General features: G+C 66.4%; 16 protein-coding genes, 1 pseudogene and 1 riboswitch. Of the genes and pseudogenes, 11 read left to right on the forward strand and 6 right to left on the reverse strand.

What is annotated here, in order from left to right; genetic code table 11:
- Both BN973_RS03250 and BN973_RS03255 read right to left on the reverse strand, forming a co-directional pair.
- Positions 1–750: a GntR family transcriptional regulator gene (locus BN973_RS03250; RefSeq protein ID WP_036465870.1), complete on the reverse strand. Its 750-nt coding sequence runs from the start codon at positions 748–750 to the stop codon at positions 1–3.
- Entirely contained in the window at positions 750–2,354 is a 1,605-nt protein-coding gene (locus tag BN973_RS03255; protein ID WP_036465873.1) for a Vgb family protein, read from the reverse strand. The genes BN973_RS03250 and BN973_RS03255 overlap by 1 nt, the downstream gene beginning before the upstream one ends.
- A gap of 226 nt (positions 2,355–2,580) precedes the next feature.
- Here BN973_RS03255 and BN973_RS03260 point away from each other — a divergent pair, with 226 nt between their 5' ends.
- From BN973_RS03260 to BN973_RS03295, 8 genes are all read left to right on the forward strand, one after another.
- Positions 2,581–3,435 (forward strand): SDR family NAD(P)-dependent oxidoreductase, encoded by an 855-nt coding sequence (locus tag BN973_RS03260; protein ID WP_036465876.1) that lies wholly within the window; start codon positions 2,581–2,583, stop codon positions 3,433–3,435.
- Positions 3,435–4,802, forward strand: coding sequence for an aromatic ring-hydroxylating oxygenase subunit alpha (locus BN973_RS03265; RefSeq protein ID WP_036465878.1), 1,368 nt, complete (start codon positions 3,435–3,437; stop codon positions 4,800–4,802). The genes BN973_RS03260 and BN973_RS03265 overlap by 1 nt, the downstream gene beginning before the upstream one ends.
- 21 nt (positions 4,803–4,823) lie before the next feature.
- Entirely contained in the window at positions 4,824–6,671 is a 1,848-nt protein-coding gene (locus tag BN973_RS03270; protein WP_036465881.1) for a flavin-containing monooxygenase, read from the forward strand.
- Positions 6,668–7,618: an SDR family NAD(P)-dependent oxidoreductase gene (locus BN973_RS03275; protein WP_036465883.1), complete on the forward strand. Its 951-nt coding sequence runs from the start codon at positions 6,668–6,670 to the stop codon at positions 7,616–7,618. The genes BN973_RS03270 and BN973_RS03275 overlap by 4 nt, the downstream gene beginning before the upstream one ends.
- Before the next feature lie 138 nt (positions 7,619–7,756).
- Positions 7,757–8,896, forward strand: a complete 1,140-nt coding sequence (locus BN973_RS03280) for a CaiB/BaiF CoA transferase family protein (RefSeq protein ID WP_036465885.1) — start codon at positions 7,757–7,759, stop codon at positions 8,894–8,896.
- 3 nt (positions 8,897–8,899) lie between these two features.
- Positions 8,900–10,612: a thiamine pyrophosphate-binding protein gene (locus BN973_RS03285; protein ID WP_036465887.1), complete on the forward strand. Its 1,713-nt coding sequence runs from the start codon at positions 8,900–8,902 to the stop codon at positions 10,610–10,612.
- Between the two features lie 14 nt (positions 10,613–10,626).
- Positions 10,627–12,069, forward strand: a complete 1,443-nt coding sequence (locus tag BN973_RS03290; protein ID WP_036465888.1) for an aldehyde dehydrogenase family protein — start codon at positions 10,627–10,629, stop codon at positions 12,067–12,069.
- Between the two features lie 184 nt (positions 12,070–12,253).
- Positions 12,254–14,308: an acyltransferase family protein gene (locus tag BN973_RS03295; RefSeq protein ID WP_051641105.1), complete on the forward strand. Its 2,055-nt coding sequence runs from the start codon at positions 12,254–12,256 to the stop codon at positions 14,306–14,308.
- Positions 14,309–14,312: 4 nt separating this feature from the next.
- On the opposite strand, the gene BN973_RS03300 is transcribed toward BN973_RS03295, so the two are convergent.
- Positions 14,313–14,972: an O-methyltransferase gene (locus BN973_RS03300; RefSeq protein ID WP_036465889.1), complete on the reverse strand. Its 660-nt coding sequence runs from the start codon at positions 14,970–14,972 to the stop codon at positions 14,313–14,315.
- A 136-nt stretch (positions 14,973–15,108) separates the two neighbouring features.
- Positions 15,109–15,312, forward strand: a riboswitch (M-box (ykoK) riboswitch).
- Between the two features lie 332 nt (positions 15,313–15,644).
- Between BN973_RS03300 and BN973_RS31340 the strand changes: the two genes are divergently transcribed.
- Positions 15,645–15,803 (forward strand): hypothetical protein, encoded by a 159-nt coding sequence (locus BN973_RS31340; protein ID WP_169718172.1) that lies wholly within the window; start codon positions 15,645–15,647, stop codon positions 15,801–15,803.
- 110 nt (positions 15,804–15,913) lie between these two features.
- Positions 15,914–17,557, forward strand: a complete 1,644-nt coding sequence (locus BN973_RS03310) for an NRAMP family divalent metal transporter (protein WP_036465891.1) — start codon at positions 15,914–15,916, stop codon at positions 17,555–17,557.
- Between the two features lie 18 nt (positions 17,558–17,575).
- Here the strand turns inward: BN973_RS03310 and BN973_RS03315 are convergent.
- A pseudogene (locus BN973_RS03315) lies at positions 17,576–18,505 on the reverse strand (NADP-dependent oxidoreductase); the annotation flags it as partial.
- 126 nt (positions 18,506–18,631) lie between these two features.
- Between BN973_RS03315 and BN973_RS03320 the strand changes: the two are divergent.
- Complete coding sequence (locus BN973_RS03320) at positions 18,632–19,219, forward strand: hypothetical protein (protein WP_036465892.1); 588 nt, start codon at positions 18,632–18,634, stop codon at positions 19,217–19,219.
- A 130-nt stretch (positions 19,220–19,349) separates the two neighbouring features.
- Here BN973_RS03320 and car read toward each other — a convergent pair whose 3' ends face one another.
- Positions 19,350–22,916: a carboxylic acid reductase gene (car, locus tag BN973_RS03325; protein WP_036465893.1), complete on the reverse strand. Its 3,567-nt coding sequence runs from the start codon at positions 22,914–22,916 to the stop codon at positions 19,350–19,352.
- Between the two features lie 153 nt (positions 22,917–23,069).
- Positions 23,070–23,825: a L,D-transpeptidase gene (locus BN973_RS03330; protein ID WP_036471988.1), complete on the reverse strand. Its 756-nt coding sequence runs from the start codon at positions 23,823–23,825 to the stop codon at positions 23,070–23,072.
- Between the last annotated feature and the right edge of the window lie 152 nt (positions 23,826–23,977).

Genomic DNA, 23,977 nt, shown 5'->3' on the forward strand with positions numbered 1-23,977 from the left:
TCAGCCGGCCTGACCGGTGATGCGACGCATGGTCATCGCGTACCGAAACTTCGACGACAGATGGGTGTTGATCGTCACCTGGGCCACCTCGCCGTCGGAGGTGGTGTAGGTGCGCCGCATCTGCAGCGCGGCCGTGCCTGGTTGGACGCCCAGACCGTCCGCCAGTTCCGGCGAGAGCAGCACCGCGGCGATCTCCTGGTGCAGCTGCGCGACGCTCACGCCGAACAGATCCTCGATCAACGGGAAGATCGGGCCGACATGGCGTTGCAGCAGCCTGCCGACCGCGGCGAAGCTCCGGCTGATGTAGTACTCGGTGCGGCACATCGGCGCCGACGCGCCGTCGGCCTGCCGATAGCCGCGCACCGACAGCCACTGGGTACCGACCTCGAGCCCGGTCCGGGCCGCCAGCTCGTCGTCGATCGTCACCATCGAGTTGGATTCGATGGTCAGCTGCGCGCCGGCCGCGAATGCGAGCAGGTCGTCGATCGACAACGCGTCCTGGGCATAGGAACTCGAGGCCGGCCGGGGAACCACCCGGGTGCCCGCCCGCGGTCGAGACGCGACCAGGTTGTCCTCGCGCAGCCGGCGCAAGGCTTCGCGGACGGTGTAGCGGCTCACCGCGAAGCGCTCGCACAGTTGGTGCTCGGTCGGCAGCTGCGAGCCCACCGGGTAAACGCCGTCGACGATCTCCTTACGCAGCGTGCGCGCGATCTGAAGGTAGCGGTGGTCTCCCTCGATGGTCTGGGGCATCAGCCGCCGTCCTTGCGCAGCGCCAGCACGCTGCCGTCGCCGTCGGCCGACAGGTACAGCGTGCCGTCGGGCGCGGCGGTGATCCCGGCGAATGGGCCCTGCGGCCCGGAGAACGGCGGCATGCCGCGCAGCGGCTTGGGCGTCACACCGGGCGGCGGACCAACCGGCAGCCCCGACGCGATCGTGCGCCGCGTGCTGCTGGCCAGATCGAACGCGACCACTTCCTTGGCGCCGGCATCGACGATGTACAGCACGTCGCCCCGGACCACAATGCCTTGCGGGCGTTGCAGATCGGCGACAACGGTGTCGGTCCGCGACCCGGTCACCCTGACCACCCGTCCTGCTCCGGCCTCCGCGACCAGACATGCCCCGTCGGCGTCGATCGCGACGCCGACCGGCTCGCGCAGATCGGTCGCCAGCACCTCGACGGCCCCCGACCGCAGCGACAGCACCCGCCCGGTGCCCAACTCCGCAAACACCGCACCGCCGGGAGTCAGGGCGACTCCGTAGAGCTGGTCGAAACCGTCTGCCAGCACCTCGGTTTCGCTGGCTTCGGGCCGGTAGCGGCTGACCTGCCCACCGGACGTCGTCACGACGAACTCGCCGGGGCCGCTGGCCACGACGCCGCGCAGGAATCCCGGATAGCCGGGGCTGAACAGCATTCCCGCGGTATGCAGGGATCCGCCGGGCAGGGCGACGTAGAAGTATGTGCCGTCGGCGATGTAGAGCCGTCCGTCGTGGCCGACGGCGAGGTCCATCGGCCAGTTCAGTCCACCGGCTAACACGGATCGCGTTGTGCCGTCGGGCGATATCTCGGTGATCTCGCCGGTGAAGTTGGAGACGAACAGCTGTTCGCCCACGAAGGTGCAGTTGTCCAGGCCCGGATTCAGCTGGGCGAGCAGGCGCCGTTCGCCGCTGCGCGGATCGATGCGCAGCACCTGCCCACTGGCCACCTGTGTGGAGACGAGGTAGCCCTCGGCGTCGAACTTGACTGAGTCGGGCACGCCGAGATCGCCTGCGACACACTGCGGCTCGCCGCCGTCAGGGTCGATGCGCCAGATCTCGTTGGCGCCCATCACCGGGAAGTAGAGCAGGCCGTCGGGGCCGACCTCCATCGCGTTCGGTGAGGGCACGTTCTCCAACAGGACGCGCGGCGGTCCGCCCGCCAGGTCGAGTTCCATGAGCCGCCCGCCCTCGCGGCATTCACCGATGAACAACCGGCCCGCATGGACGGTGATGCCGTTGGCCGAGGGCACGTCGTCACGCAGCACCCGCGTGCGTCCGCGGGTATCGCGCATGCTGACCCGGCCGTCCATCACCTCGGTCGCGTACAGGTTGCCGTCGGCGTCGAACGCGACGTCGTCGGGCGCCACGATGTCCCCACCCTTGGGGCTGGCGGTCACCAATTCCCCGGTGCGGTGATCCAGCGCGCTGATCTGGCTGCCGGTCACCTGGGCGATGTAGATGCGACCGTCCGGGCCGGTGCGCAATCCGTTGGCGCCGAACAGCCGGCTGGGCGCGGTGACCCGTTCGAGCTCCCAACCCGGCGCAACGTCCACCGGGTGCGTCCCTTCGTACCGCGAGGGCTGCGTTGAGATCGCCATGACTCGCCGGGTCCTTCCGTCGGCCGTTTGGGCTGGACGTTATCAACTCCACCTAGTCCAGACAATAGGCACCGAAGCCGACCCGGATGGACCTTGACAGCCAAGTCCACCGATCGGAATAGTGTTCTCCAAAGGACAGAACGCGATATTTTGTCCGGACAAAACGGATGATAGATCCTGCTGTGGACGAGACGAAAGCCTCGTCCACAGCAGGCGAAAGCAGGTCATGGACGATCACGAGGATCTCCTGGGGCTTCACGGCCGCATCGTGGTGGTATCCGGCGCCGGCGGGGGCGGCATCGGAACCACCGTCACGGCCATGACCGCTCGGGCCGGCGCCACGGTGATCGCGGTCAGCCGATCGAAGGAGAACCTGGACCAGCACGTCGCACCCCTGGCCAGTCAGGGGCTGGCGGTGGTGCCCGTCGCGGCCGACGCGTCCACCGACGACGGCATCGCCGCGGTGATCGACCACGCCCGCCGAGCCGAGGGCAGCTTGTACGGGCTGGTCAATGTCGCCGGCGGCGCCGAACCGTCGACGTGGATGCCGTCGACCCGGGTGGCGCGCAGCGACTGGCGCAAGATCTTCGCCGACAATCTCGAAACGGCCTTCTTCATGAGCCAGGCCGTGGCCGCTGAACTCCTCGTGCAGCAACAGCCGGGATCGATCGTGTCGATCTCCTCGATCAGTGGCATGAACACCGCGCCGTTTCACATCGCCTACGGCACGGCCAAGGCCGCGATCGCGGCGATGACCCGCACGATGGCCGTCGAGTTGGCGGCGTCGCGAATTCGGGTGAACGCGGTGGCACCCGGCGTCACCGAGACCGCGGCCTCCCGCACCTATGTCGACGAGGACCCCGAGCGGGATCGGCGGGCGATCGCGATGGGTAGACGCGGGCGGCCCGAGGAGCAGGCCGCGGCGATCCTGTTCCTGCTCTCCGAGATGTCGAGCTACATCACCGGCCAGACGCTGCTCGTCGACGGCGGGCTGGACCTCAAGTGGAGCCATCTCGGCGCCGACAACACCTCGCTTTTCCTCAAGGACGAGTCCTTCCGCGCGGCGATTAGGAGGATGTGATGACCGACCTGGCCAAAGATGCTGCGGCCGAGGAACTTTCGACACCGATGACGATCGGCGTCGAGGCCTACATCTCCGAGGACTATGCCCGCGCCGAGCGCGACAAGCTGTGGCGCAAGGTCTGGCAGCAGGTCGGCCGCGTCGAGGAGCTGCCCGAGGTGGGCAGCTACCTGACCTACGACATCCTCGACGACTCGATCATCGTGGTGCGCACCGGCAGCAATGAATTTCGGGCGCACCACAACGTCTGTATGCACCGCGGGCGCCGGCTGATCGACACGCCCGAGGGCGCCAAGAACGCTTGTGCCCGAGCCCGAAAGTCGTTCGTCTGCGGCTTTCACGGCTGGACCTACGGCCTGGACGGTGCGTGCACGCACATACGCGAACAGCAGGACTGGCAGGACGCGCTCACGCCCGACAACACCCACCTGCGGCCGGTGAAGGTCGACACGTGGGGCGGCTGGTTGTGGATCAACATGGACCCCGACTGTGAGCCGCTGGCCGACTACCTGTTTCCCGCCGCGAAGATTCTCGACCCGTTCGGGTGCGAGAACATGCGCTACAAATGGCGCAAATGGCTTGAATTCGACTGCAACTGGAAAGTCGCGCTGGAGGCCTTCAACGAGACCTACCACGTCTACACCACCCATCCCGAGTTCAATAAGTTCGGCGAGTTCAAGGGCTGGGCGAAAGCGCAGGGCAAGCACAGCCACATCGGTTACGACGCGCCGGAAGACATGGAGGCCACCAAGTCCAAGATCCGACTCGGCATCGGCGCCGATCCGCGCGTGTCGACCGCGGAGATGCAGGTGTACACGATGGAGGAAACCAATGCCACCACCACCCAGACACTGGTGAACGCCGCCAAGCGGCTGGTTGACGAGTTACCCGAGGGGACACCGGCCGACAAGGTTCTCGAGCACTGGCTGGCATCGGCACGCCGCGACGACGAGGCCCGCGGTGTGGTCTGGCCGACGATTCCCGCCGACATCCTGGGCCAGGCCGGCACCGCATGGCAGATCTTTCCCAACTTCCAGATCGGGCAGGGCCTGACCAGCGCGCTGTGCTACGGCGCGCGGCCGCACCCCAGCTACAATCCCGACAAGTGCATCTTCGAGGTGTCGGTCTTCGAGCTGTACCCGAAAGGCGAAGAGCCCCAGACGGAGTGGGAGTACACCCCGGTAGGGGACCCCAGGTGGCGGTCGGTGCTACCGCAAGACTTCTCCAACATGGCAGCCGTGCAGCAGGGCATGAAATCCCTCGGCTTTCCGGGCACCAAGCCCAACCCATACCGCGAACGCAGCACGGTCAATCTGCACTACCAATTGTCGAGATACATGGGTGCCGGTGCGCCCCAAGAGCTTTGAAGATAAGGAGCACCCACTGGCATGACGATGTACCAAGACGGTTGTGGGCCAACCCAGACGCCCGACGACCTAGACATCGACGCGCTGCGCGAGAAATATGCCCATGAACGCGAAAAGCGGCTGCGCCAAGAGGGTTCCAAGCAGTACATCGCGTTGGAGGACGACTTCGCCGGCTATTACGAAGTCGATCCCCACACGCCCGCCGTGCCGCGCGAGCCGATTGCCGAGGACATCGACGTCGCGGTGCTCGGTGGCGGATTCGGCGGCCTGCTGTCGGCGGCCCACCTGAAGAAGGCGGGCGTCGACGACGTGCGGATCATCGAGCTCGGCGGCGACTTCGGCGGCGTCTGGTACTGGAACCGCTATCCCGGCATCCAGTGTGACAACGAATCCTACTGCTACATACCGCTTCTCGAAGAGCTGGATTTCATGCCGTCGAAGAAATTCGCCGACGGCGCCGAGATCTACCAGCACTGCCGCAACATCGGCAAGCATTTCGGACTTTACGATTCGGCGATCTTCTCCACCCAGGTACGCGACCTGCGCTGGGACGAGGAGATCAAACGCTGGAGAATCGGCACCAACCGTGACGACGATATCCGCGCCCGGTTCGTGGTGCTCGCCTCGGGCCCGTTCCACCGGCCCAAATTGCCCGGCATCCCGGGGATCAAGGACTTCAAGGGCCACGCGTTCCACTCGTCGCGCTGGGACTACGAGTACACCGGCGGCGACACCAGCGGCAACCTGCACAAGCTCGCCGACAAGAAGGTCGCCGTGATCGGCACCGGCGCCACCGCGATCCAGATCGTGCCGTTCCTGGCCCGAGACGCCAAGCACCTCTACGTCTTTCAGCGCACCCCCTCGACGGTCGACGAGCGCAACAACGCGCCCACCGACCCGGAATGGGTCAAGACGCTGCGGCCGGGCTGGCAGCGGGAGCGTCAGCGCAACTTCCACTCCTGGACGTTCGAGGGCATGGCGCTGGGTCAACCGGATCTGGTGTGCGACTTCTGGACCGAGTTGGGGCGCAACACCGCGGCCCGAGTGCTGGCCCTGGATGACCCCGCGTCGATGACCCCCGAGCAGTTCATGGCGATCCGCGAAGAAGAGGACTACAAGTTGATGGAGCGGCTGCGCCGCCGCATCGACTCGCTTGTCGAGGAGCCGCAGACCGCCGAGGCGCTCAAGCCCTACTACCGGTTTCTGTGCAAGCGACCGTTGTCCAACGACGAGTACCTGCCGACGTTCAACCGGCCCAACGTCACCCTCGTCGACGTCTCCGATTCCAAAGGCGTGGAACGCATCACGGAAAATGGCCTGGTCGCGGGCGGTGTCGAGTACGAGGTCGACTGCATCATCTACGCCAGCGGTTTCGAGATCACGACCGAGATCAGCCGCCGCTATTCCATCGAAGCGATCGAGGGACGCGACGGACTGTCGCTGTTCGACCACTGGCACGGCGGCTACAAGACGCTGCACGGGATGACCAGCCGTGGATTCCCGAACCAGTTCTATACGGGTTTCACCCAAGTCGGCATCTCCGCCAACATCGCCGCGAACTACGAGCTGCAGGGCGAGCACATCGCCTACATCATCGCCGAGGCGTTGAAGCGGGGCGCGACCACCGTGGAGCCCAGCCAAGCCGCCCAAGACCAGTGGTGCGCGACGATCCGGGAAACCGCGATCGACAACTCGGCGTTCGACGCCCAGTGCACGCCCGGCTACTACAACAACGAAGGTGGCGGCGGAGGAGAAGGAATCCGGTCGCACCTGGGCGAACCGTACGGCCCGGGCTTCTACGCCTTCGAGGACTTGCTGCGGGTGTGGCGCGACAAGGGCGACCTGGAAGGCTTGGTGCTCGGCACTTGAGCGAAACCCAGGGGCCGCAATTGCGATTCGACGACCGGGTAGCCGTGGTGACCGGAGCCGGGCGCGGTCTAGGCCGCGCCTACGCGCGACTGCTCGCCTCGCGCGGAGCGAAGGTGGTCGTCAACGACGTCGGCGGCAGCCTCGACGGCGCCGGGGTCGACGCCGGTCCGGCCGAAGAGGTGGTCGCTGAGATCACCGCGGCCGGGGGAGTGGCCGTCGCATCCAGCGCATCGGTGGCGACCGCCGAGGGCGGTGAGGCGATCGTCGCGGCGGCGGTCGAAAACTTCGGCCGCATCGACATTTTGGTGCACAACGCCGGCAATGTCCGTCGCGGCTCGCTGAAGGAGATGAGCTACCAAGACTTCGATGCCGTGCTCGACGTGCACCTGCGCGGTGCGTTTCACGTGGTGCGGCCCGCGTTTCCGGTGATGTGCGCGGCGGGCTACGGCCGTATCGTGTTGACGTCGTCGATCGGTGGCCTGTACGGAAACCACAACGTGGCCAACTACGCCGCGGCCAAGGCCGGCGTGATCGGGTTGTCCAACGTCGCCGCGCTGGAAGGCGCGGCCGAGGGGGTGCGGTGCAACGTGATCGTGCCGGCCGCGGTGACGCGCATGGCCGAAGGCATCGACACTTCGGCCTACCCGCCGATGGGCGCGGAACTCGTTGCACCCGTGGTGGGTTGGCTCTCGCACGAGTCGTGCTCGGTGACCGGTGAACTGTTCATCGCGCTGGCGGGCCGGGTGGCCCGCGCGGTCGTCGCCGAGAGCCCGGGCGTGTGCCGGTCGTCGTGGACGATCGAGGACGTCGGCGGCCACCTGGACGCGATCCGCTATGTCGAAGCGCCGCTGATGTTTCCGGTCGTCCCGGATGGACATAACGAGCACATCCGCTACAGCTTCGAGCTGGCTCACCGCTCAACCGATCAAGGAGCGTTCCATGGCTAGCGTCCTGTGTCGGACATGCCGAGCGTGGGGGATATGGACACTATCCGTGTGCTTTTCGTGCATATCCCCCACGCTCGGCGCGCCGAAGAGAAGGGAGCGGGCGAATTGACGGTCCACGGCACTAGCCCGACCGGCCCGATGACCGGTGTGCGCGTGATCGACCTCACCGCGATGGTGATGGGACCGTACTGCACGCAGATCCTGGCGGACATGGGCGCCGACGTGATCAAAGTCGAACCACCCCAAGGAGATAACACCCGATACATCTCGGTGGGGCCGGCGCCGGGCATGAGCGGGGTATTCGTCAACGTCAACCGGGGCAAGCGCAGCGTCGTGCTGGACCTGCAAACCGATGCCGGAACGCGCGCGTTACGCGCTCTCGTCGAGACCGCCGACGTGTTCATCCATTCGATGCGCGGCAAGGCGATCGCCAAGCTCGGCTTCGGCTACGACGACGTCGCCGCAATCAATCCCGCGATCATCTACACCAATTGCTATGGGTACGGGCGACGCGGACCCGATCACGACCGCCCCGCCTACGACGACACGATCCAGGCCGAATGCGGCCTGCCGGCAGTCCAGCAGCAACTTACCGGTGAAGCCGATTACGTCGGCACCATCATGGCCGACAAGGTGGCGGGTCTGACTGCGCTGTACGCGACGATGATGGCGCTGTTTCACCGCGAGCGCACCGGACAGGGCCAAGAGGTCGAGGTCGCCATGTTCGAAACCATGGCCTCGTTCATGCTCGTCGAACATGCCAACGGCGCCATGTTCGACCCTCCGCTCGGACCGGCGGTGTATCCGCGGACCGTGGCGCCCAACCGCCGCCCGTACCGCACCAGCGACGGCTACATCGCCGCATTGATCTACAACGACAAACACTGGAACGCCTTCATACAGGCCGTGCAGCCACCGTGGGCCAGCGAGCTGTATTCGACCTTGGAGCAGCGCGCTCGCGAGATCGACACCGTCTACGGGCTGGTCGCCGAAACGATGAAGGAGCGTTCCACCGCGGAGTGGTTGGCCCTGTTGCGCCAACTCGAGATACCGGCCGCGCCACTGAATACGCCTGGCGCGCTCTTCGACGATCCGCATCTGGCCGCCGTCGGCATGTTCGAGACGGTGGACACCCCGCACGGACCGGTGCGCTTCCCTGGCGTGCCGACCTGGTTCTCGCAGACCCCGGGTCGGGTTGCGGGGCCGGCGCCACAGCTGGGCGCCCACACCGCAGAAGTGCTCGCCGAAATCGGCGCTCGCGACGGAAAGGAACTCTGAACCATGGCTGTGCCGGTCTACAAACGCATCCTCGACCTGTTCGAGGCCGAGGGTGTCAACACGTTGTTCGGCATCCCGGACCCGAACTTCGTGCACATGTTCGCCGAGGCCGACGCTCGCGGCTGGTCGGTGGTCGCACCGCATCACGAACTGAGCGCGGGGTTCATGGCGGAGGCGGCGTCGCGAATGACGGGTAACCCCGGCCTGTGCATCGGCACCCTCGGCCCGGGCATGGCCAACATCGCCGGAGCGATCCAATGCGCACTCGTGGAGAATTCGCCGGTGATCTTCCTGGGCGGGCAGCGGGCTCGCGTCACCGAGCGCCGAGTGCGACGCGGCCGCATCCAATTCGTGCAGCAGGAGCCACTTTTCGCGGCTTCCGTCAAGTACAGCAGCTCGATCGAGTACGCCGATCAGACCGACGAGATCATCCACGAGGCCATCCGCCGGGCCATGTCGGGCACCCCCGGCCCGGCCTACGTCGAGTTCCCGTCGCACGTCATCCTCGAAGAGCTCGATGTCGAGGCCGCGCCCGCGCCGTCGGCCTACCGGCTGGTCAACCAGGGCGCCGGAACCCGCGAGGTGGCCGAGGCCGTGCAGCTGATCCGCGAGGCCAAGAGCCCGATCCTGCTGGTCGGCCACGGCGTGCACACCTCCCGCACTCAACAGCACGTCAAGGAGCTGGCCGAGCTGATGGCCTGCCCGGTGATCCAGACCTCCGGCGGCACCTCGTTCATCCCGGGGCTGCGGGACCGGACGTTCCCCTATCTGTTTTCCCCGGCCGCCAATGAGGCCGTCGAACAATCCGATTTGTGCGTCGCGCTGGGTACCGAACTCGGTGAGCCGATGCACTACGGCCGCACCCAGCACTGGGCGGGCAACGATGCGAACCGCAAATGGGTGTACGTGGAGCAGGACCCGGCCGCCATCGGCGTCAACCGCCGGTTCGACGTGGCACTGGTCGGCGATCTGCGCGGCGTGGTGCCGCAGCTGGTCTCCGCGCTCAAGGACTCGCCGCGCCAAGCCGCACCCGCGCTGCAGGCCCTGATCGACAAGGACGCGAAAGAGCTTGCGGACATGGCGGAGTCGGCACCGTCCGGACGCTCGCCGATCCACCCGGCGCGCTACGTCGTCGAGGCCACCAAGGCATTCAACGAACTCGACGACGGCATCCTGGTGCGCGACGGCGGCGCGACCGTGATCTTCGGATGGACCTACTCGCAGTCCAAGCCGCGCGACGTCATCTGGAACCAGAACTTCGGCCACCTCGGCACCGGCCTGCCGTACGCGGTCGGAGCGTCGGTCGCCGAGGGCGGTAAGCGCCCGGTGATGCTGCTGACCAGCGATTCGGCTTTCCTCTTCCACATCGCCGAGTTGGAAACCGCTGCGCGGCAGAACCTTCCGCTGGTGTGCGTGGTGGGTGTTGACCACCAGTGGGGCCTGGAGGTGGGCGTGTACAAGCGCACCTTCGCCCAGCCGTCGCCGCAGCCCGGGGTGCACTGGAGCAAGGACGTCCGGATGGACAAGGTCGCCGAGGGCTTCGGTTGCCACGGCGAGTACGTCGAGAAGGAAGAGGAAATCGGCCCGGCGATCGCTCGCGCCTACGCCAGTGGCAAAGTCGGCGTGGTGCACGTCTGCATCGATCCGAAGGCCAATTCCGAAGAGATGCCCAAATACGACCGATTCCGCACCTGGTACGCCGAAGGCACCCAGTAACTAAAGGAGCAGCCATGCGCGACTACCTGAACTTCTACATCGACGGCAAATGGGTCGAGCCGTTGCGGCCCAACCCTTTCGACGTGGAGAACCCGGCGACCGAACAGGTGTCCGGCAAGATCTCGCTGGGATCGGCCGACGACGTCGACGTCGCGGTCAAGGCGGCCAGGCGAGCGTTCGCCGGCTGGTCGCAAAGCAGCCGCGAACAGCGGCTGGACCTGTTGCAGGCCATCCTCGCCGAATACCAGAAACGCGCCGACGATCTGGCCGAGGCCGTCACCGAGGAAATCGGTGCGCCGCCGTCGCTGGCCGCGGGACCGCAGGTCTTCCTCGGCATCGGGCATCTGAACACGGCCATCGACGCCCTGAAGAACTTCGCGTTTTCCGAACACAAGGGCGCCACGCTGATCGCCAAGGAGCCGATCGGTGTCTGCGGTTTGATCACGCCGTGGAACTGGCCGATCAACCAGGTCGCGGTCAAGGTCTACCCGGCGCTGGCGACCGGTTGCACCGTGATCCTGAAACCGTCTGAGGTGGCGCCGTATTCGCCGTACATCTTCGCCGAGATCCTGGATGCCGCAGGCGTTCCGGCCGGGGTGTTCAACCTGGTCAACGGCGACGGCGCGGGCGTGGGCGTCGCCTTGGCCAGCCATCCCGACATCGACATGGTGTCGTTCACCGGCTCCACCCGCGCGGGTGTCGAGGTGGCCAAGCTTGCCGCCCCGACCGTGAAGCGGGTGACTCAAGAGCTCGGCGGCAAGAGCCCCAACATCGTGCTCGACGACAGTGGCTTTGCCGACGGTGTGCGCGCCGGCGTAGCCAACATGATGCCCAACTCCGGGCAGAGCTGTAACGCGCCGACGCGCATGCTGGTGCCGAATTCCCGGATGGCCGAGGCCATTACCATCGCGCGCGAGGCCGCCCAGCAGGTCACGGTGGGAGCCCCGGGCTCCGGGACGACGATCGGGCCGGTGGCGTCGAAGACGCAGTTCGACAAGGTCCAACGGCTGATCCAGCAGGGCGTCGACGAGGGCGCGACCGTGGTCACCGGCGGCCCGGGCCGGCCGGACGGGCTGGACAAGGGCTACTACGTCAAGCCGACCGTCTTCGCGAATGTCACCAATGACATGACGATCGCCCGCGAGGAAATCTTCGGGCCCGTGCTGTGCATCCTCGGCTACGACGACCTCGACCACGCCGTCGAGATCGCCAACGACACCGAATACGGCCTGGCCGGGTTCGTCTCGGGAGCCGACCTCGACAAGGCCCGCGAGGTTGCCCGCAAGATTCGCGCCGGGTGGGTGACGATCAATCACGCATTCGACATGAATGCGCCCTTCGGCGGCTACAAGCGCAGCGGCAACGGTCGCGAATGGAGCGAGTTCGGCTTCCACGAGTATCTGGAAGTCAAAAGCACCCTGGGCTATGCCCCTGAGAAAGCCCCCGACAAGGCCTGACACCGTAGGCCGAAATCCGAACGCACCACGGCCGGAAACCGGCGCGTGTCTGCGCCGCATCCGGCGGCGCCGCCTCTAAGCTTGCTGAGATCAAGAGGAGGGGCGACGACGTATCGGCAGCAACTACCGCGCCGGGCAACGCAGCGGTCAGGGCGCGTTACAAGCAACCACTGAGCCGGACGGGATGTACACCGAGCCGGCATCTTCTGCTCGGCAGAAGCGTTGGGTAGACCCGGTACGTCGTGTCGGCCGACTGGCGATTTGGGATAAACCCGATCGGCACAGCGGTATTCCCGCACTCGATGGACTGCGAGCGGTAGCCGTCGCCCTGGTGCTCGCCGATCACGGCGGCATTCCCGGCATCAGCGGCGGGTTCCTCGGCGTCGACGTCTTCTTCGTGCTCAGCGGATTTCTGATCACCTCGCTGTTGCTGGACGAACTTGGGCGCACCGGTCGCATCGACCTCACCGGGTTCTGGATTCGCCGGGCTCGCCGTCTGCTTCCGGCGCTGGTGCTGATGGTGCTCGCCGTCGGCGCGGCCCGCGAACTGCTTCCCGCCCAGGCCCTTACCGGGTTGCGCGACGACGCGATCGCGGCGTTCCTGTGGGTGGCCAACTGGCGTTTCGTCGCGCAGCAGACCGACTATTTCACGCAGGGTGCGCCGCCGTCGCCGCTGCAGCATGCCTGGTCGCTCGGCGTCGAGGAGCAGTACTACTTCGTCTGGCCGGTCCTGCTGATCGCGGTCACCTTACTGCTGGCGGCGCGGGCCAAGCGTTACTTCATGCGGGCCACGGTCGGCGACGTGCGGTTCGCCGTCTTCGTGATCGCCACGCTGGGTGCGCTGGCTTCCGCGGCGGCCGCGATCGTGTTCGTCTCCGACACCACGCGTGACCGCATTTATTTCGGCACCGACACCCGCGCGCAAGCTTTGCTGGTCGGCTCGGCGGCGGCGGCTCTGCTGGTTCGGGACTGGCCGTCGCTGAACCGCGGCTGGTGCATGATCCGCAGTCGCTGGGGTCGGCGGGTGGCCCGCTTGCTGCCGATGCTCGGCGTGGCGGGGTTGGCCGCGGCGGCTCATTTCGCGACGGGCAATGTCGGCGATTTTCGGCACGGCCTGCTGATCGGGGTCGCGATTGCGGCCGTCTTCGTGGTCGCCCCGGTGGCGATGGAACAGCGCGGGTTCGTCGCTCGCATCCTCGCCGCGCCCCCGTTGGTCTGGCTGGGCACCATCTCCTACGGCATCTATCTGTGGCACTGGCCGATCTTTCTGGCGCTCAACGGCGAACGCACCGGCTGGTCGGGCTTCCCGCTGTTCGCCGCCCGGTGCGGGCTCACGCTGGTGGTGGCCGGCGCGTCGTACTGGCTGATCGAGCAACCCGTTCGGCGGTGGCGCCCGGCCCGGGTCGCGTTGCTGCCGCTGGCCGCCGCCACCGTGGCGAGCGCCGCCGCGATCACGCTATTGCTCATTCCGGTCGGCACCGGAACCGGTCTGCGCGAGTCCGGCCTGCCGCCCGGCGTCTCGTCCGTCGCGGCGGTGTCCTCCGTCCCGCCGGGTGGGAGTCGCCCGGTTGGCCCCCGAAACCCCAACCGGCCGTTCACCGTTTCGGTATTCGGCGATTCGATCGGGTGGACCTGGATGCACTTCCTGCCGCCCACGCCCGGATTCGCGTTCCTGGACCACACCGTCATCGGGTGCAGCCTGGTTCGCGGCACGCCGTACCGGTACATCGGCCAAACCCTGGACCAGCGGGCCGAATGCGACACCTGGCCGAGCCGATGGGCGGCGCAGATCAGTCAGGATCAGCCGGATGTGGCGCTATTGATCATCGGCCGCTGGGAGACGGTAGACCGGGTCAACGAGGGGCAGTGGACCCACATCGGCGATCCGACGTTCGACGCGTATCTCAACGCCGAGCTGGAGCGAGCGCTGAATATCGTGAGCGCCAGCGGGGTTCGGGTGATGGTGGCCACCGTCCCGTACAGCCGGGGCGGCGAAAAGCCGGACGGCCGTTTGTATCCGGAGGACCAGCCGGACCGGGTCAACCAATGGAATGCCATGCTGCGCAAGGCCGTTGCGCAGCACCCAAATGTTCAGATCCTGGATCTGAACAAAAAGCTTTGCCCCGACGGTGTTTACACCGCGAAGGTCGACGGCATCAAGGTGCGCAGTGACGGCGTCCACCTCACCCCGGAAGGTGTCAAGTGGCTGACGCCGTGGCTGGAAGAGTCGCTGCGCTGACCGCCTAGTCGTCGGTGCGGCAGCTGACTTCCATGCTGTCGCTTTCCCGCACCAGGAAATTGAAGCTGGTGTACCCGTTGGCCGGGTTACGCACGCGATCCAGATAGGGCGCCACGTCGGGCGCGCTGGCGTTGTCGGCCACCACCAAAGCGCCTGTGGTAAGCCGGGGTTCGAGCAGCTTGATGACCGGCAGGTACAGATCCTTCCAGCCGTCGAGCAAGACGAATTCGGTCGGCCCGTCCACGGTCTCCAGCGTGGTCAGCGCGTCTCCCTCGAGAATGGTGATCACGTCGTCCAAGCCGGTCTCGGCAAACGTCTTTTTCGCGGCGGCTATCTTGCTCGCACTGAGTTCCGTGGTCACCACGCGGCCCACGCCGTTGTCGCGTACCGCGGCCGCGAGATGAATCGCCGAGATACCGAACGACATTCCGAACTCGACAACCGTCGTCGGACGGGTCGCCCGGATCAGTGCGTACAGCAGCCGGCCGGCCTCCGGGGTCACCGGGATGTAGAACTCGCTCATCGCCTCGGCGCGCTCGGCGGCGGTCATCGGTCGGTCAAACTGACCATGCCGTTCGCGCAGCAACGACATCTGGTTCTTCGTCTCGGTGTACATCCGGTCGAGCACGCTCTCGACGCGAGGGTCTTGCAGGGTTGTGGCCATGCCCTTGAGGGTATGCCCCGCCCGCATCGAACCGGGTGATGACGGTTGACTCCGGGGTGTGAGCCAGGACACGCGGGGGCGGATTGTGACAAAACGAGTTTGACGAGCAGCGGGTGGCGGTGCCAGCATGGTTGGGCAAGCACCTCGGTAGGTGAGGCGTCTGCACGGACACAGGCCACTGACCCCGAACGTCGAGAGACGCCCCGGGTCAGGACAGCTCTTCCCGGACACATGGGTTGAGCCCAAGTGGCTTCTGGACGAGGAGCGATCGCAAGCGCGGGTCGCGACCATCGGCCAGATACGCCGTGCAGTGCCGAAGCTCCGACGAGAGGGGTGCGGCCGGCGGGCTCTTGGCCCGGCATTCGTACCTCTCCCGCGTGTGATGTGACGACACCCTCGTGTGTCATGGCCGTGAGGAGGTGAGGGCGAGATGAGTCCCGGCGATAGTTGCTATCCGAAATCCATCTTGATCCGATCCGGTTCCGGCATTCCTGTCTGCTGACGCAGCTCAATTTTTGCTGTCCCGCAACCGTATTGACGGTCGGCGGGCCCGGTGAATGCCGGGTTGCATGTGGTGCGCTGGGAACCGATCGGGCTTCCGACTGGGGGAAGACCATGACTTTTGTTGTTGCGCACCGTTTTCACGGTCTTGGAAGGTGGCGCGGACGGTCGATGCTGCGTGCGGGTCGGCTGCTGACGAACAGGTTGTGCGCCATGCACATCCCGACACCTGACGAGCGGGCGAACCTGTATGCGTCGCTGACGCCGATCGCCGTGCTCTCGGCCGCGCCGGGCGGAGAGTCACCCGACACTGGGGGCAACCACCGGTGATTCGTTCCGCCAGCGGTCCCCAGCGGCGGGCGGGGGTTGACAGCCCGCCGCTGGGGCACGTTTGAACACCCGATCTGTGTAGCTCGATCTCTTCAGATAGCGAGAAACCCATGACACTGATTTCCACCCGGCCGCCGGCCGGACAGGCCGCGCTGGATTCCGCGCACACCGGCGACATCGTCGGAGCGTTCGGCCGTATCAAGCGTGACGACGCCGGTGCGTTGAGCGGCCGGTGGCGGCGGCTGCGCACCCTGCTGGTCATCACCGGACCCGGATTGATCGTCATGGTGGGCGACAACGACGCCGGCGGCGTCGCGACGTACGCGCAGGCCGGTCAGGACTACGGGATGAACCTGTTGTGGGCGCTGGCCTTGTTGATCCCGGTGTTGTACGTGAACCAGGAGATGGTGCTGCGGTTGGGCGCGGTCACCCGAGTCGGTCACGCGCGCCTGATCTTCGAGCGTTTCGGAAAGTTCTGGGGCGCATTCAGTGTCGGCGATCTGCTGGTGTTGAACGCGCTGACGATCGTCACCGAGTTCATCGGCGTCGCATTGGCGCTGGGATTCCTGGGTTGTCCGAAGATCGTCGCGATTCCCGCGGCGGCGGTGTTGCTGTTCGCCGTGGTGGCGGGGGGCTCGTTTCGGCGCTGGGAAGGGCTGATGTTCCTGCTGATCGCGGTGAACGTCGCGATGATCCCGATGGTGCTGATGGTGCACCCGAGTCCGAAAGTAGCTGCCGGCGGCCTGATTCCACAGTTCCCGGGTGGACTGAACTCGACGGTCCTGCTGTTGATCATCGCGATCGTGGGCACCACGGTAGCGCCGTGGCAGTTGTTCTTCCAGCAGTCCAACGTGGTGGACAAGCGCATCACCGCGCGCTGGATTCCTTACGCGCGAGCCGATTTGGTCATCGGCATCGTCGTGGTCGTTGTCGGGGCGACGGCGCTGATGGCGGTCACCGCCTTCGGCCTGACCGGCGCCGCGAGCTTCACCGACGCCGGTGCGGTCGCGAGCCGGCTGCACCACCCGGTGGGAGTGCTGTTCGCGATCATCCTGCTCGACGGTTCCCTGATCGGGGCCAATGCCATCGGGCTGGCCACCACCTATGCCATCGGTGACGCGATGGGCAAGCGGCACTCCCTGCACTGGAAAATAAGTGAAGCGCCGCTGTTTTACGGCGGATATGCGCTGCTGCTGGCGGCGTCGGCCGCGGTGGCCTTCAGCCCCGACCACATCCTCGGGTTGGTCACCCAGGGCGTGCAGGCGCTGGCCGGCATCCTGCTGCCGTCGGCGACCGTCTTCCTGGTGTTGCTCTGCAACGACCGGGCGGTCCTGGGGCCCTGGGTAAACACACTGCGGCAGAACGTCGTTGCGTGGGCCATCGTGTGGGCGCTGGTGCTCCTATCGTTGGCATTGACGGCGGCCACGTTCTTCCCGGACCTGTCCACCGGCGCCCTCGAGGCAGGGTTGGCGGCCGGTGCGGCGGTCGGTGTGCTTTGTGGCGCGATAGCGATCATCGGCGACCAGGGGTACAGCGACACTCGCGCGGCCAAACTGGCTTCGCCACTCGGTCGCGCCGAACGGCGAGCTCTTCGCGAGCACGATCAGAAGGATTGGCAGACGCCAGATCTGAGCTCTCTTGCCCGCCCGGCTCTTTCGCCGATTCGCAGGACCGGACTATTGATCCTGCGCGGCTACCTGGTGCTCGCCGTGGTCTTCGTGATCGTCAAGATCGTGGAGGTCGGCGCCGCCTGACGGCTGAGGCGAGACCTGCGGCAGCAGCACGATTTTGCCATGGGTGTGCCGCCGTTCCAGTTCCTCGAAGGCGTGGGCCACCCGCTCCAGCGGAAAGGTCGCGGCGATGTCGAAGTCGACAGCGCCGCCGGCGACGAGGTCGGCGATCTCGGCGAGCACTTCCGGGGTGGATGCGTCGGTACTGCCTTCGGTTTTGGCGCCGACTTCACCGGCCTTCTGGAAGGAGATGATCGTGTCGATGCGCTCCGGTGCCACCCCGAGCTGCACGGCGAGCTGCACGTACTCCGGGCCGAATAGGTCGATGAACGCGTCGATTCCGTTCGGCGCCGCGTCGCGCAGACGCTCGGCCAGGCCATCGCCGTAGGCGATCGGGATGACGCCGTGTGCCCGTAGCCATTCGGCATTGCCCGGTCCCGCGATGCCCAGCACTCGTGCCTCGCGCAAGACCAACAGCTGCACGACGAGGCTGCCGACACCGCCGGCGGCCGCCGACACGACGACGGTCTCGCCCGGCTGCGGCGCGACCGCGCGGACCGCGGCGTATGCGGTGGCCCCGACGACGTAGAGCGAACCCGCTGCCTCCCAACTCAATTGGGGCGGCTTGCGGATCAGTTGGTGCACCGGGACGGCGGTGTGGGTGGCATGGCTTGATCGCCGGAAGCTGAACCCGAGCACCTCGTCGCCGACCGCGAACTCGCTGACCCCGGGGCCGGTCGCCGTCACGACACCGGCCAGGTCACTGCCCTCCCCGGAGGGAAACGTGGCGGGGAACATCTCATGCATCGCTCCCGATCGGATCGCGGCCTCGCCGGGGTTGATGCCGGCGGCCCGAACCTCGACCACTACCTCACCCTCGCCGGGGGTCGGCATGTCGATGTCGGTCACGTACAGCACGTCACGGTCCCCGTAGCGGTCGAACCGTACCGCGCGCGCCACCGCAGCCGTCATCTCGATCTCCTCACCGCGCGAATCGAAACTCGTACCCGGCCCCTCGCCAGGATAGGCGCCGACCGGCTGCTGTCGATCGGCGTATGTTCATATGCGCCGGCCCCGTTCTCGCTGGAAAGGATGCCCATGCGACGTGCTCGAACGGCTGTCACGGCCGCCACCGTGGTGGTCGGCCTCGCGATCACCGGGTGTGGCAACAGCGGCAAGACCTCGGCCCCACCGTCCAAGAGCGGCGCGCCCGCCGCCGTGAGCACCACGACCGGACCTCCCCCGGATTACAGCGGGCTGCTGATCCAGCCCGGTGATCTCGGCGGCGACTTCACCGCGCCGGAGCCGCCGGTGCTCAACTCCAACAACACCGCCGGCGTTGCGCAACTGTTCGTCAATGCCGACAACAGCCGGCGCATCGGAGACACCATCCTGGTCGTCGCCGATCCCTCCATCGCGGCCGCCGCCCTGGAGAACACCAAGACGAACTACGCGAAGAAGGTCGCCGGCACGTGGCAGCCCGTCGACGTCGGCTCCAACGGTGCGATGATCTCGGGCAACTCGGCGGACAACTCGCAGGCCATCGCGGTGTTGTTGTTCACCGAGGGCAGGGCGCTGGTCAACCTGGAATTCGACAGCGCACCCGACGACCCGATCGACCCGGCGATCGCCACCGACGTCGGCCGCAAGCAAGACGCGGCGGTCAAGAACGGTTTGCACGGCTAGCCCTGCGGGCTACTGTCGCGAGTCGTCGATTCGCATCGCGCGTTGCTTTGACTCGCCGAACGTGGGCGATATGCACGAAAAGTGCTGGAGTTGCCGGCATATCCCCCACGCTCGACGTTGCCTCACGACACTAGACCAGACCGAGCAGCCGCAAATCCGAGACGTATTTCTCGATCAGCCGTTCCGACAAGTGCGGAATGTCTTTGTCCGCACCGATTTTGGCTGCCTGCACCGACGCGCGGAACACGTCCGTGGGAGCCGGTGCGCCACGCAGCGGCGCTTCGGGCTTCCGGTAGACATCGAGCAACGGAAGCACCGAATGCTGGCGCTGCTTGTCCGGTAGTGCGCGCAGCGCCGTCTCGAAGCGCCCGAACCATTCGTCGTGGTCGTCGATGCGCCGGATGTCGTGGCCACCGGCGATCAACCAGTCCACGAAGACGTCCAGCGAGATACCGTCGTCGTGCGGGTTCATCACGTCGAAGGACCGGTATTCCCCGACCGTCGCCGTCTGCTCGCCCAGCGTGGTCACCGACTCCGCCACGAAGTCGGCCGGCAGACCGTCGTAATGCGCCACCGCCCGGTGTCCATGCGGGTCCGTTTGGTAGAACGACGCGGGCGCGATACCGGTCACCAGCAGGCTGAAAATCAACCGGGTGAACGCATCCGGGACATTCAGCTGTCCGGCGTACCGGCTGTGCGCCAGGATCATGTCGGACCGGAAAACCGCGGCCGGCAACCCGCACAGGTCGTGTGCCTCGCGCAGCAATACCTCGCCGCCCCACTTGCTGTTGGCATACCCGTTCGCATAGCTGTCGTCGACGGGGCGTAGCGCACTGACGGTGCGGATGTCGCCGTCCTCGGCGAACACGGCGGGGTCGACCGACATGGCCACCGCGACGGTCGACATGTAGGTCACCGGCTTGATGCGCTTCGTGATCGCCAGGCGGATCAATTCGGCGGTGCCCAACACGTTGGGGCCGAACAGCTGGTCGTAGGGCAGGACATGGTTGACCAGCGCCGCCGGGTGCACGATGATGTCCACGTCCTGCGCAAGACGCTCCCAAGTCGCTTGATCCAAGCCAAGATTCGGATCGGCGATGTCGCCGACGATCACCTCGAGGTGGTCGGCGGCCAGGGCGCGGTAGCGCGTCAGCAGTTGTGGATCCGTGTCGAAAACCGCTTCCAGCCGTTCGGCGGCGGCATCGGCGTCGCTGCCGCGGACGATGGTGATCAGCTTCCCGCCCCTTTCGGCCAGCCGCTCAAGCCATTCCAGCGTCAGGAAGCGTCCCAGGTAGCCGTTGGCGCCGGTGAGCAGCACCGTGTGCGGTGTACCGGTGGCGTGCGGAAGGTTGGGAGCCTCGGCCAGGGTCGCGGCGTCGATGAACTTGTCGAGGGTGAGCTCGGATGCGCGGGCGTCGGTGACGCCCCGGCCGTGCACGGTCGAGAAGGTGGGCCGCTTGGAGCCGGATTTACGTTGCGATTCCACATATTCCGCGAGCTGGCGCAGGTCGGTCGCCGGACTGATGATCTGGCCCACCGGGACTTCCACCTCGAAGATATCCTGCAGCAGGTTGGAGAAGGTCAGCGCGGACAGCGAGTCGCCGCCGAGGTCGAGGAAGTGGGTGTCGGGCTGCGGCGGGCCACCGGCCAGACCCAGCAGCGCCTCGGCGGCCCGGGTCAGTGTGTCGATCACCGGCCGGTCGGCTGCGCCCTCCCGTAGCGCGCGCAGTTCGGCCGTTCGGGTGGCGGCGAGCTCTGCGTAGAGCTGTTCGAGCCGGTCGCCGTAGTGCTCCTTGAGCTTGGGCCGCAACAGCTTTCCGACTCCCGAGAGCAGGCCGTTGTCCTCGCTGAACGGCTCGGAGTCCACCAGGAAGTCGACCGGCACTTCGTAGGATTGCAGCTCGGCGAGTTTTGCGGTGCGGCGCAGGGATTCGCTGAGCGCCGCCTTGAGGCCGTCGGCATCGCCGGCGAATCGTTCCGCTGCTTCGAGAGTCGGAACGACGACGGCCAACAGATAAGGTCGTTCGCTGTTGCCGTACACGAAGATCTGCCGCACCAGGGCCGCGCTGCTGAAGACGGCCTCCAGCTGCGCCACCGCGACGAATTCGCCCTGCGCCAACTTCAATACGTTGTTGCGCCGGTCGACGTAGACGAGGTGATCCGGTCCCACCTCGGCCATCACATCACCGGTGCGGTAGTAGCCGTCCGGGTCGAAAGCCTGCGCCGTCACGTCGGGGCGTTTGAAATATCCGCGGAACGCGGTGAGCGACTTCACCAGCAGCTCGCCGCGCGGATGAGGCTTGTCGGTGTGGAAGTAACCCAATTCGGGTACGTCGATCAGCTTGTAGTCGAGGACCGGTGGCCGGGAAACTACGCCGTCCTTGAACACGATTCCTACCTCGGTCAGGCCGTAGCCGTCGAGCACGTGCACGTCCAGGCACGACTCGATGAAGGCCTTCATCTCGGCGGCCAGCGGCGCGGTGGTGGAGAAGCTGGTGATCACGCGCCCGCCCAGAAGCTGTTCGCGCAGTTCGGCTTTCGCTTGCGCGTCGGCATCCTCGGGGTCGGTGCCCTGCCCGATCAGCCGCTCGACCGCGCTTTGGTAGCGCTGGTACAACATCTCGACCACGCGCGGCACCATGCCCATTTCAGTGGGGCGCACCAGATTCCAGTCGTCGAACAACGTGGACAGGTCACTGTCCGGCACGAAATAGCTGGTGCCGCCGGCTTGGAACGACGAGGACAGCGGTAACCGTCCGCCCACGTGGTTGAGCGGCATGAAGTTGACGTTGAACACCGGTATGTCGGCGAATTCCGGGTACAGCTCGTTGGTCCACCACTTCAGCACCATGCGCTCGGTGTACATCGCGCCCTTGGGCAGCCCGGTGCTGCCCGACGTGTACATGATCATGGCCAGCCGCTCGTCGGTTTCGCCGGTGTACATCGGCTCCGGCGGCAATGCGCGGCCACGTTCGATCAATTCGCCGAACGTCTCGATGGTCACCGACATGCCGGCGTCGACCAGCTTCGCCCGGGCGCGCTCCAGGTTCTCCCGCTGGTCGTCGATCTCGGGTTGGTAGTCGAAGACCACCAGGCGCCGCAACGACGTGCTGCCGCGCGCCGCCTCGATGGCGAGGTCGAGATACTCGGCCCCGGTGGCCAGCACCTGGGGTTCGATTTCGGCCACGATCGGCTGCAAGCGAGCGCCGGTTGCGTTGTGTTGCAGTGGTACTGCTACCAGGCCGAGGTAGCCGGTGACCAGGTCGAGCGTCAGGTATTCGGGGCTCGCGAAACCGAGAGTGGCGACCACGTCACCCGGTGCCACCGGGGCGGTTTCGTCGCTCCGCCACGCCGTGGCGACGGCGCGGACATTGGCCCACAGATCGCGGTAGCTGACCGTGTCGAATTGGGGCAATAGCCGGGTGGTGGTGCGGCCGGTAGCGGGATCGGTCGTCAACTCGCGGGCCCGCCATCCCAATGCCGGGCGGTCGCCGTAGCCTTCGACGAACAGCTCCAGGATCTGCGGCAGTCGAAGCCCGGGCTGGCGCGCCGCTGCCCGCAGCGCCTGATCCGGCTTGGCGTTCCGGTATTGCTCGTCGGTCGCCTCGACCCGGCGGATGCGCTCGGCCACTCGTTCTCGGGGCGTGGCCTTCGTAGTCGAGTTGGTGCCGTTCTCGCGCTTCATATCGGTAGTCATGGCCAGCCTCTCGTTTGGACGACTCCTTAGCGCAACCGACGGCCCGCTACGAGTCTTCCACCCGATCGTTGTGACCGTCACCACACCAGCGCTCAGCGCCTCGGCCGGCGCGGCGACGCGGATTTGCTGGTGCCGGCCCAACCGGCGCGGCTACTACGCGACGACCTGGATGGGATCGCCGACGTTGACGTTGTTGAAGTACCACGCGGCGTTGTCCGGGCTCAGGTTGATGCATCCGTGGCTGACATTGGCGTGGCCCTGCGAGTCCACCGACCACGGGGCTGAGTGCACGTAGACGCCGCTCGAGGTGACACGGACGGCGTACTGGGCGGTGATCTTGTAGCCGTCGGGCGAACTGAGCGGGATGCCGATGGTCCGCGAGTCCATGACGACGGTGCGTTCCTTCGACATAGCGCTGAAATTGCCGATCGGTGTCGGGCGGCTCGGCTTGCCCATCGAGGCCGGCATGGTGCGCAGCACCTCGCCGTTGCGGCTGGCGGTGAAGGTGTGGCCGGAGATGCTGGCGACGCCGAGGAACGCGTCGCCGGTGTCGAAGCCCGTCGTCAGCTCCTGCACGCCCACCGAGACGTGGGTGTGGGCAGGCCAATACTGGTTCGGAACCCATTGCACGACATTGTTCTCCGGCCACTCGAAGTGGCCGGTGATGTTGCTGGGGGAGGCGACGTGAATGGACCGCTCGACGGCGGCCCGGTCGGACACGGGCGCGCCGAATTTCACGACGACCGGGTGCGCAATTCCCACCACCGCGCCATCGGCCGGCAAAATCGAGGCGATGACCGGGGTCGGTTCTGGTACCGGGACCGCGGCGACCGCCCGGGAGCCGGATCCGAGCACGCCCAAGCCCGTGATCGCGACCATAACAAATAGATAACGAACCCCACGACGCATGGCGTCCACCCTTCGAGATGGTGCGATCAACACGACGATATTCTACTGGCAGTCCGATCATTGCGGCTTTAGCAAACAATGACACTTCCGCCCGGTCGCCACGATAACGATGCGATCACCGGTTGAGTTCGATCCCGTCACGGCCAATGCCG

The sequence above is a fragment of the Mycobacterium triplex genome, assembly GCF_000689255.1.
In the GTDB taxonomy this organism is placed as follows: domain Bacteria; phylum Actinomycetota; class Actinomycetes; order Mycobacteriales; family Mycobacteriaceae; genus Mycobacterium; species Mycobacterium triplex.

Bases quoted from the DNA above. Each gene is read 5' to 3' on its own strand.
- BN973_RS03280 (WP_036465885.1), top strand. From the start codon at position 7,757: ATGACCGGTGTGCGCGTGATCGACCTCACCGCGATGGTGATGGGACCG.
- car (WP_036465893.1), bottom strand. From the start codon at position 22,916: ATGACTACCGATATGAAGCGCGAGAACGGCACCAACTCGACTACGAAG.
- BN973_RS03320 (WP_036465892.1), top strand. From the start codon at position 18,632: ATGCGACGTGCTCGAACGGCTGTCACGGCCGCCACCGTGGTGGTCGGC.
- BN973_RS03310 (WP_036465891.1), top strand. From the start codon at position 15,914: ATGACACTGATTTCCACCCGGCCGCCGGCCGGACAGGCCGCGCTGGAT.
- BN973_RS03260 (WP_036465876.1), top strand. From the start codon at position 2,581: ATGGACGATCACGAGGATCTCCTGGGGCTTCACGGCCGCATCGTGGTG.
- BN973_RS03285 (WP_036465887.1), top strand. From the start codon at position 8,900: ATGGCTGTGCCGGTCTACAAACGCATCCTCGACCTGTTCGAGGCCGAG.
- BN973_RS03255 (WP_036465873.1), bottom strand. From the start codon at position 2,354: ATGGCGATCTCAACGCAGCCCTCGCGGTACGAAGGGACGCACCCGGTG.
- BN973_RS03300 (WP_036465889.1), bottom strand. From the start codon at position 14,972: ATGGCCACAACCCTGCAAGACCCTCGCGTCGAGAGCGTGCTCGACCGG.
- BN973_RS03330 (WP_036471988.1), bottom strand. From the start codon at position 23,825: ATGCGTCGTGGGGTTCGTTATCTATTTGTTATGGTCGCGATCACGGGC.
- BN973_RS03265 (WP_036465878.1), top strand. From the start codon at position 3,435: ATGACCGACCTGGCCAAAGATGCTGCGGCCGAGGAACTTTCGACACCG.
- BN973_RS03295 (WP_051641105.1), top strand. From the start codon at position 12,254: ATGTACACCGAGCCGGCATCTTCTGCTCGGCAGAAGCGTTGGGTAGAC.
- BN973_RS03290 (WP_036465888.1), top strand. From the start codon at position 10,627: ATGCGCGACTACCTGAACTTCTACATCGACGGCAAATGGGTCGAGCCG.
- BN973_RS03250 (WP_036465870.1), bottom strand. From the start codon at position 750: ATGCCCCAGACCATCGAGGGAGACCACCGCTACCTTCAGATCGCGCGC.
- BN973_RS31340 (WP_169718172.1), top strand. From the start codon at position 15,645: ATGCTGCGTGCGGGTCGGCTGCTGACGAACAGGTTGTGCGCCATGCAC.
- BN973_RS03270 (WP_036465881.1), top strand. From the start codon at position 4,824: ATGACGATGTACCAAGACGGTTGTGGGCCAACCCAGACGCCCGACGAC.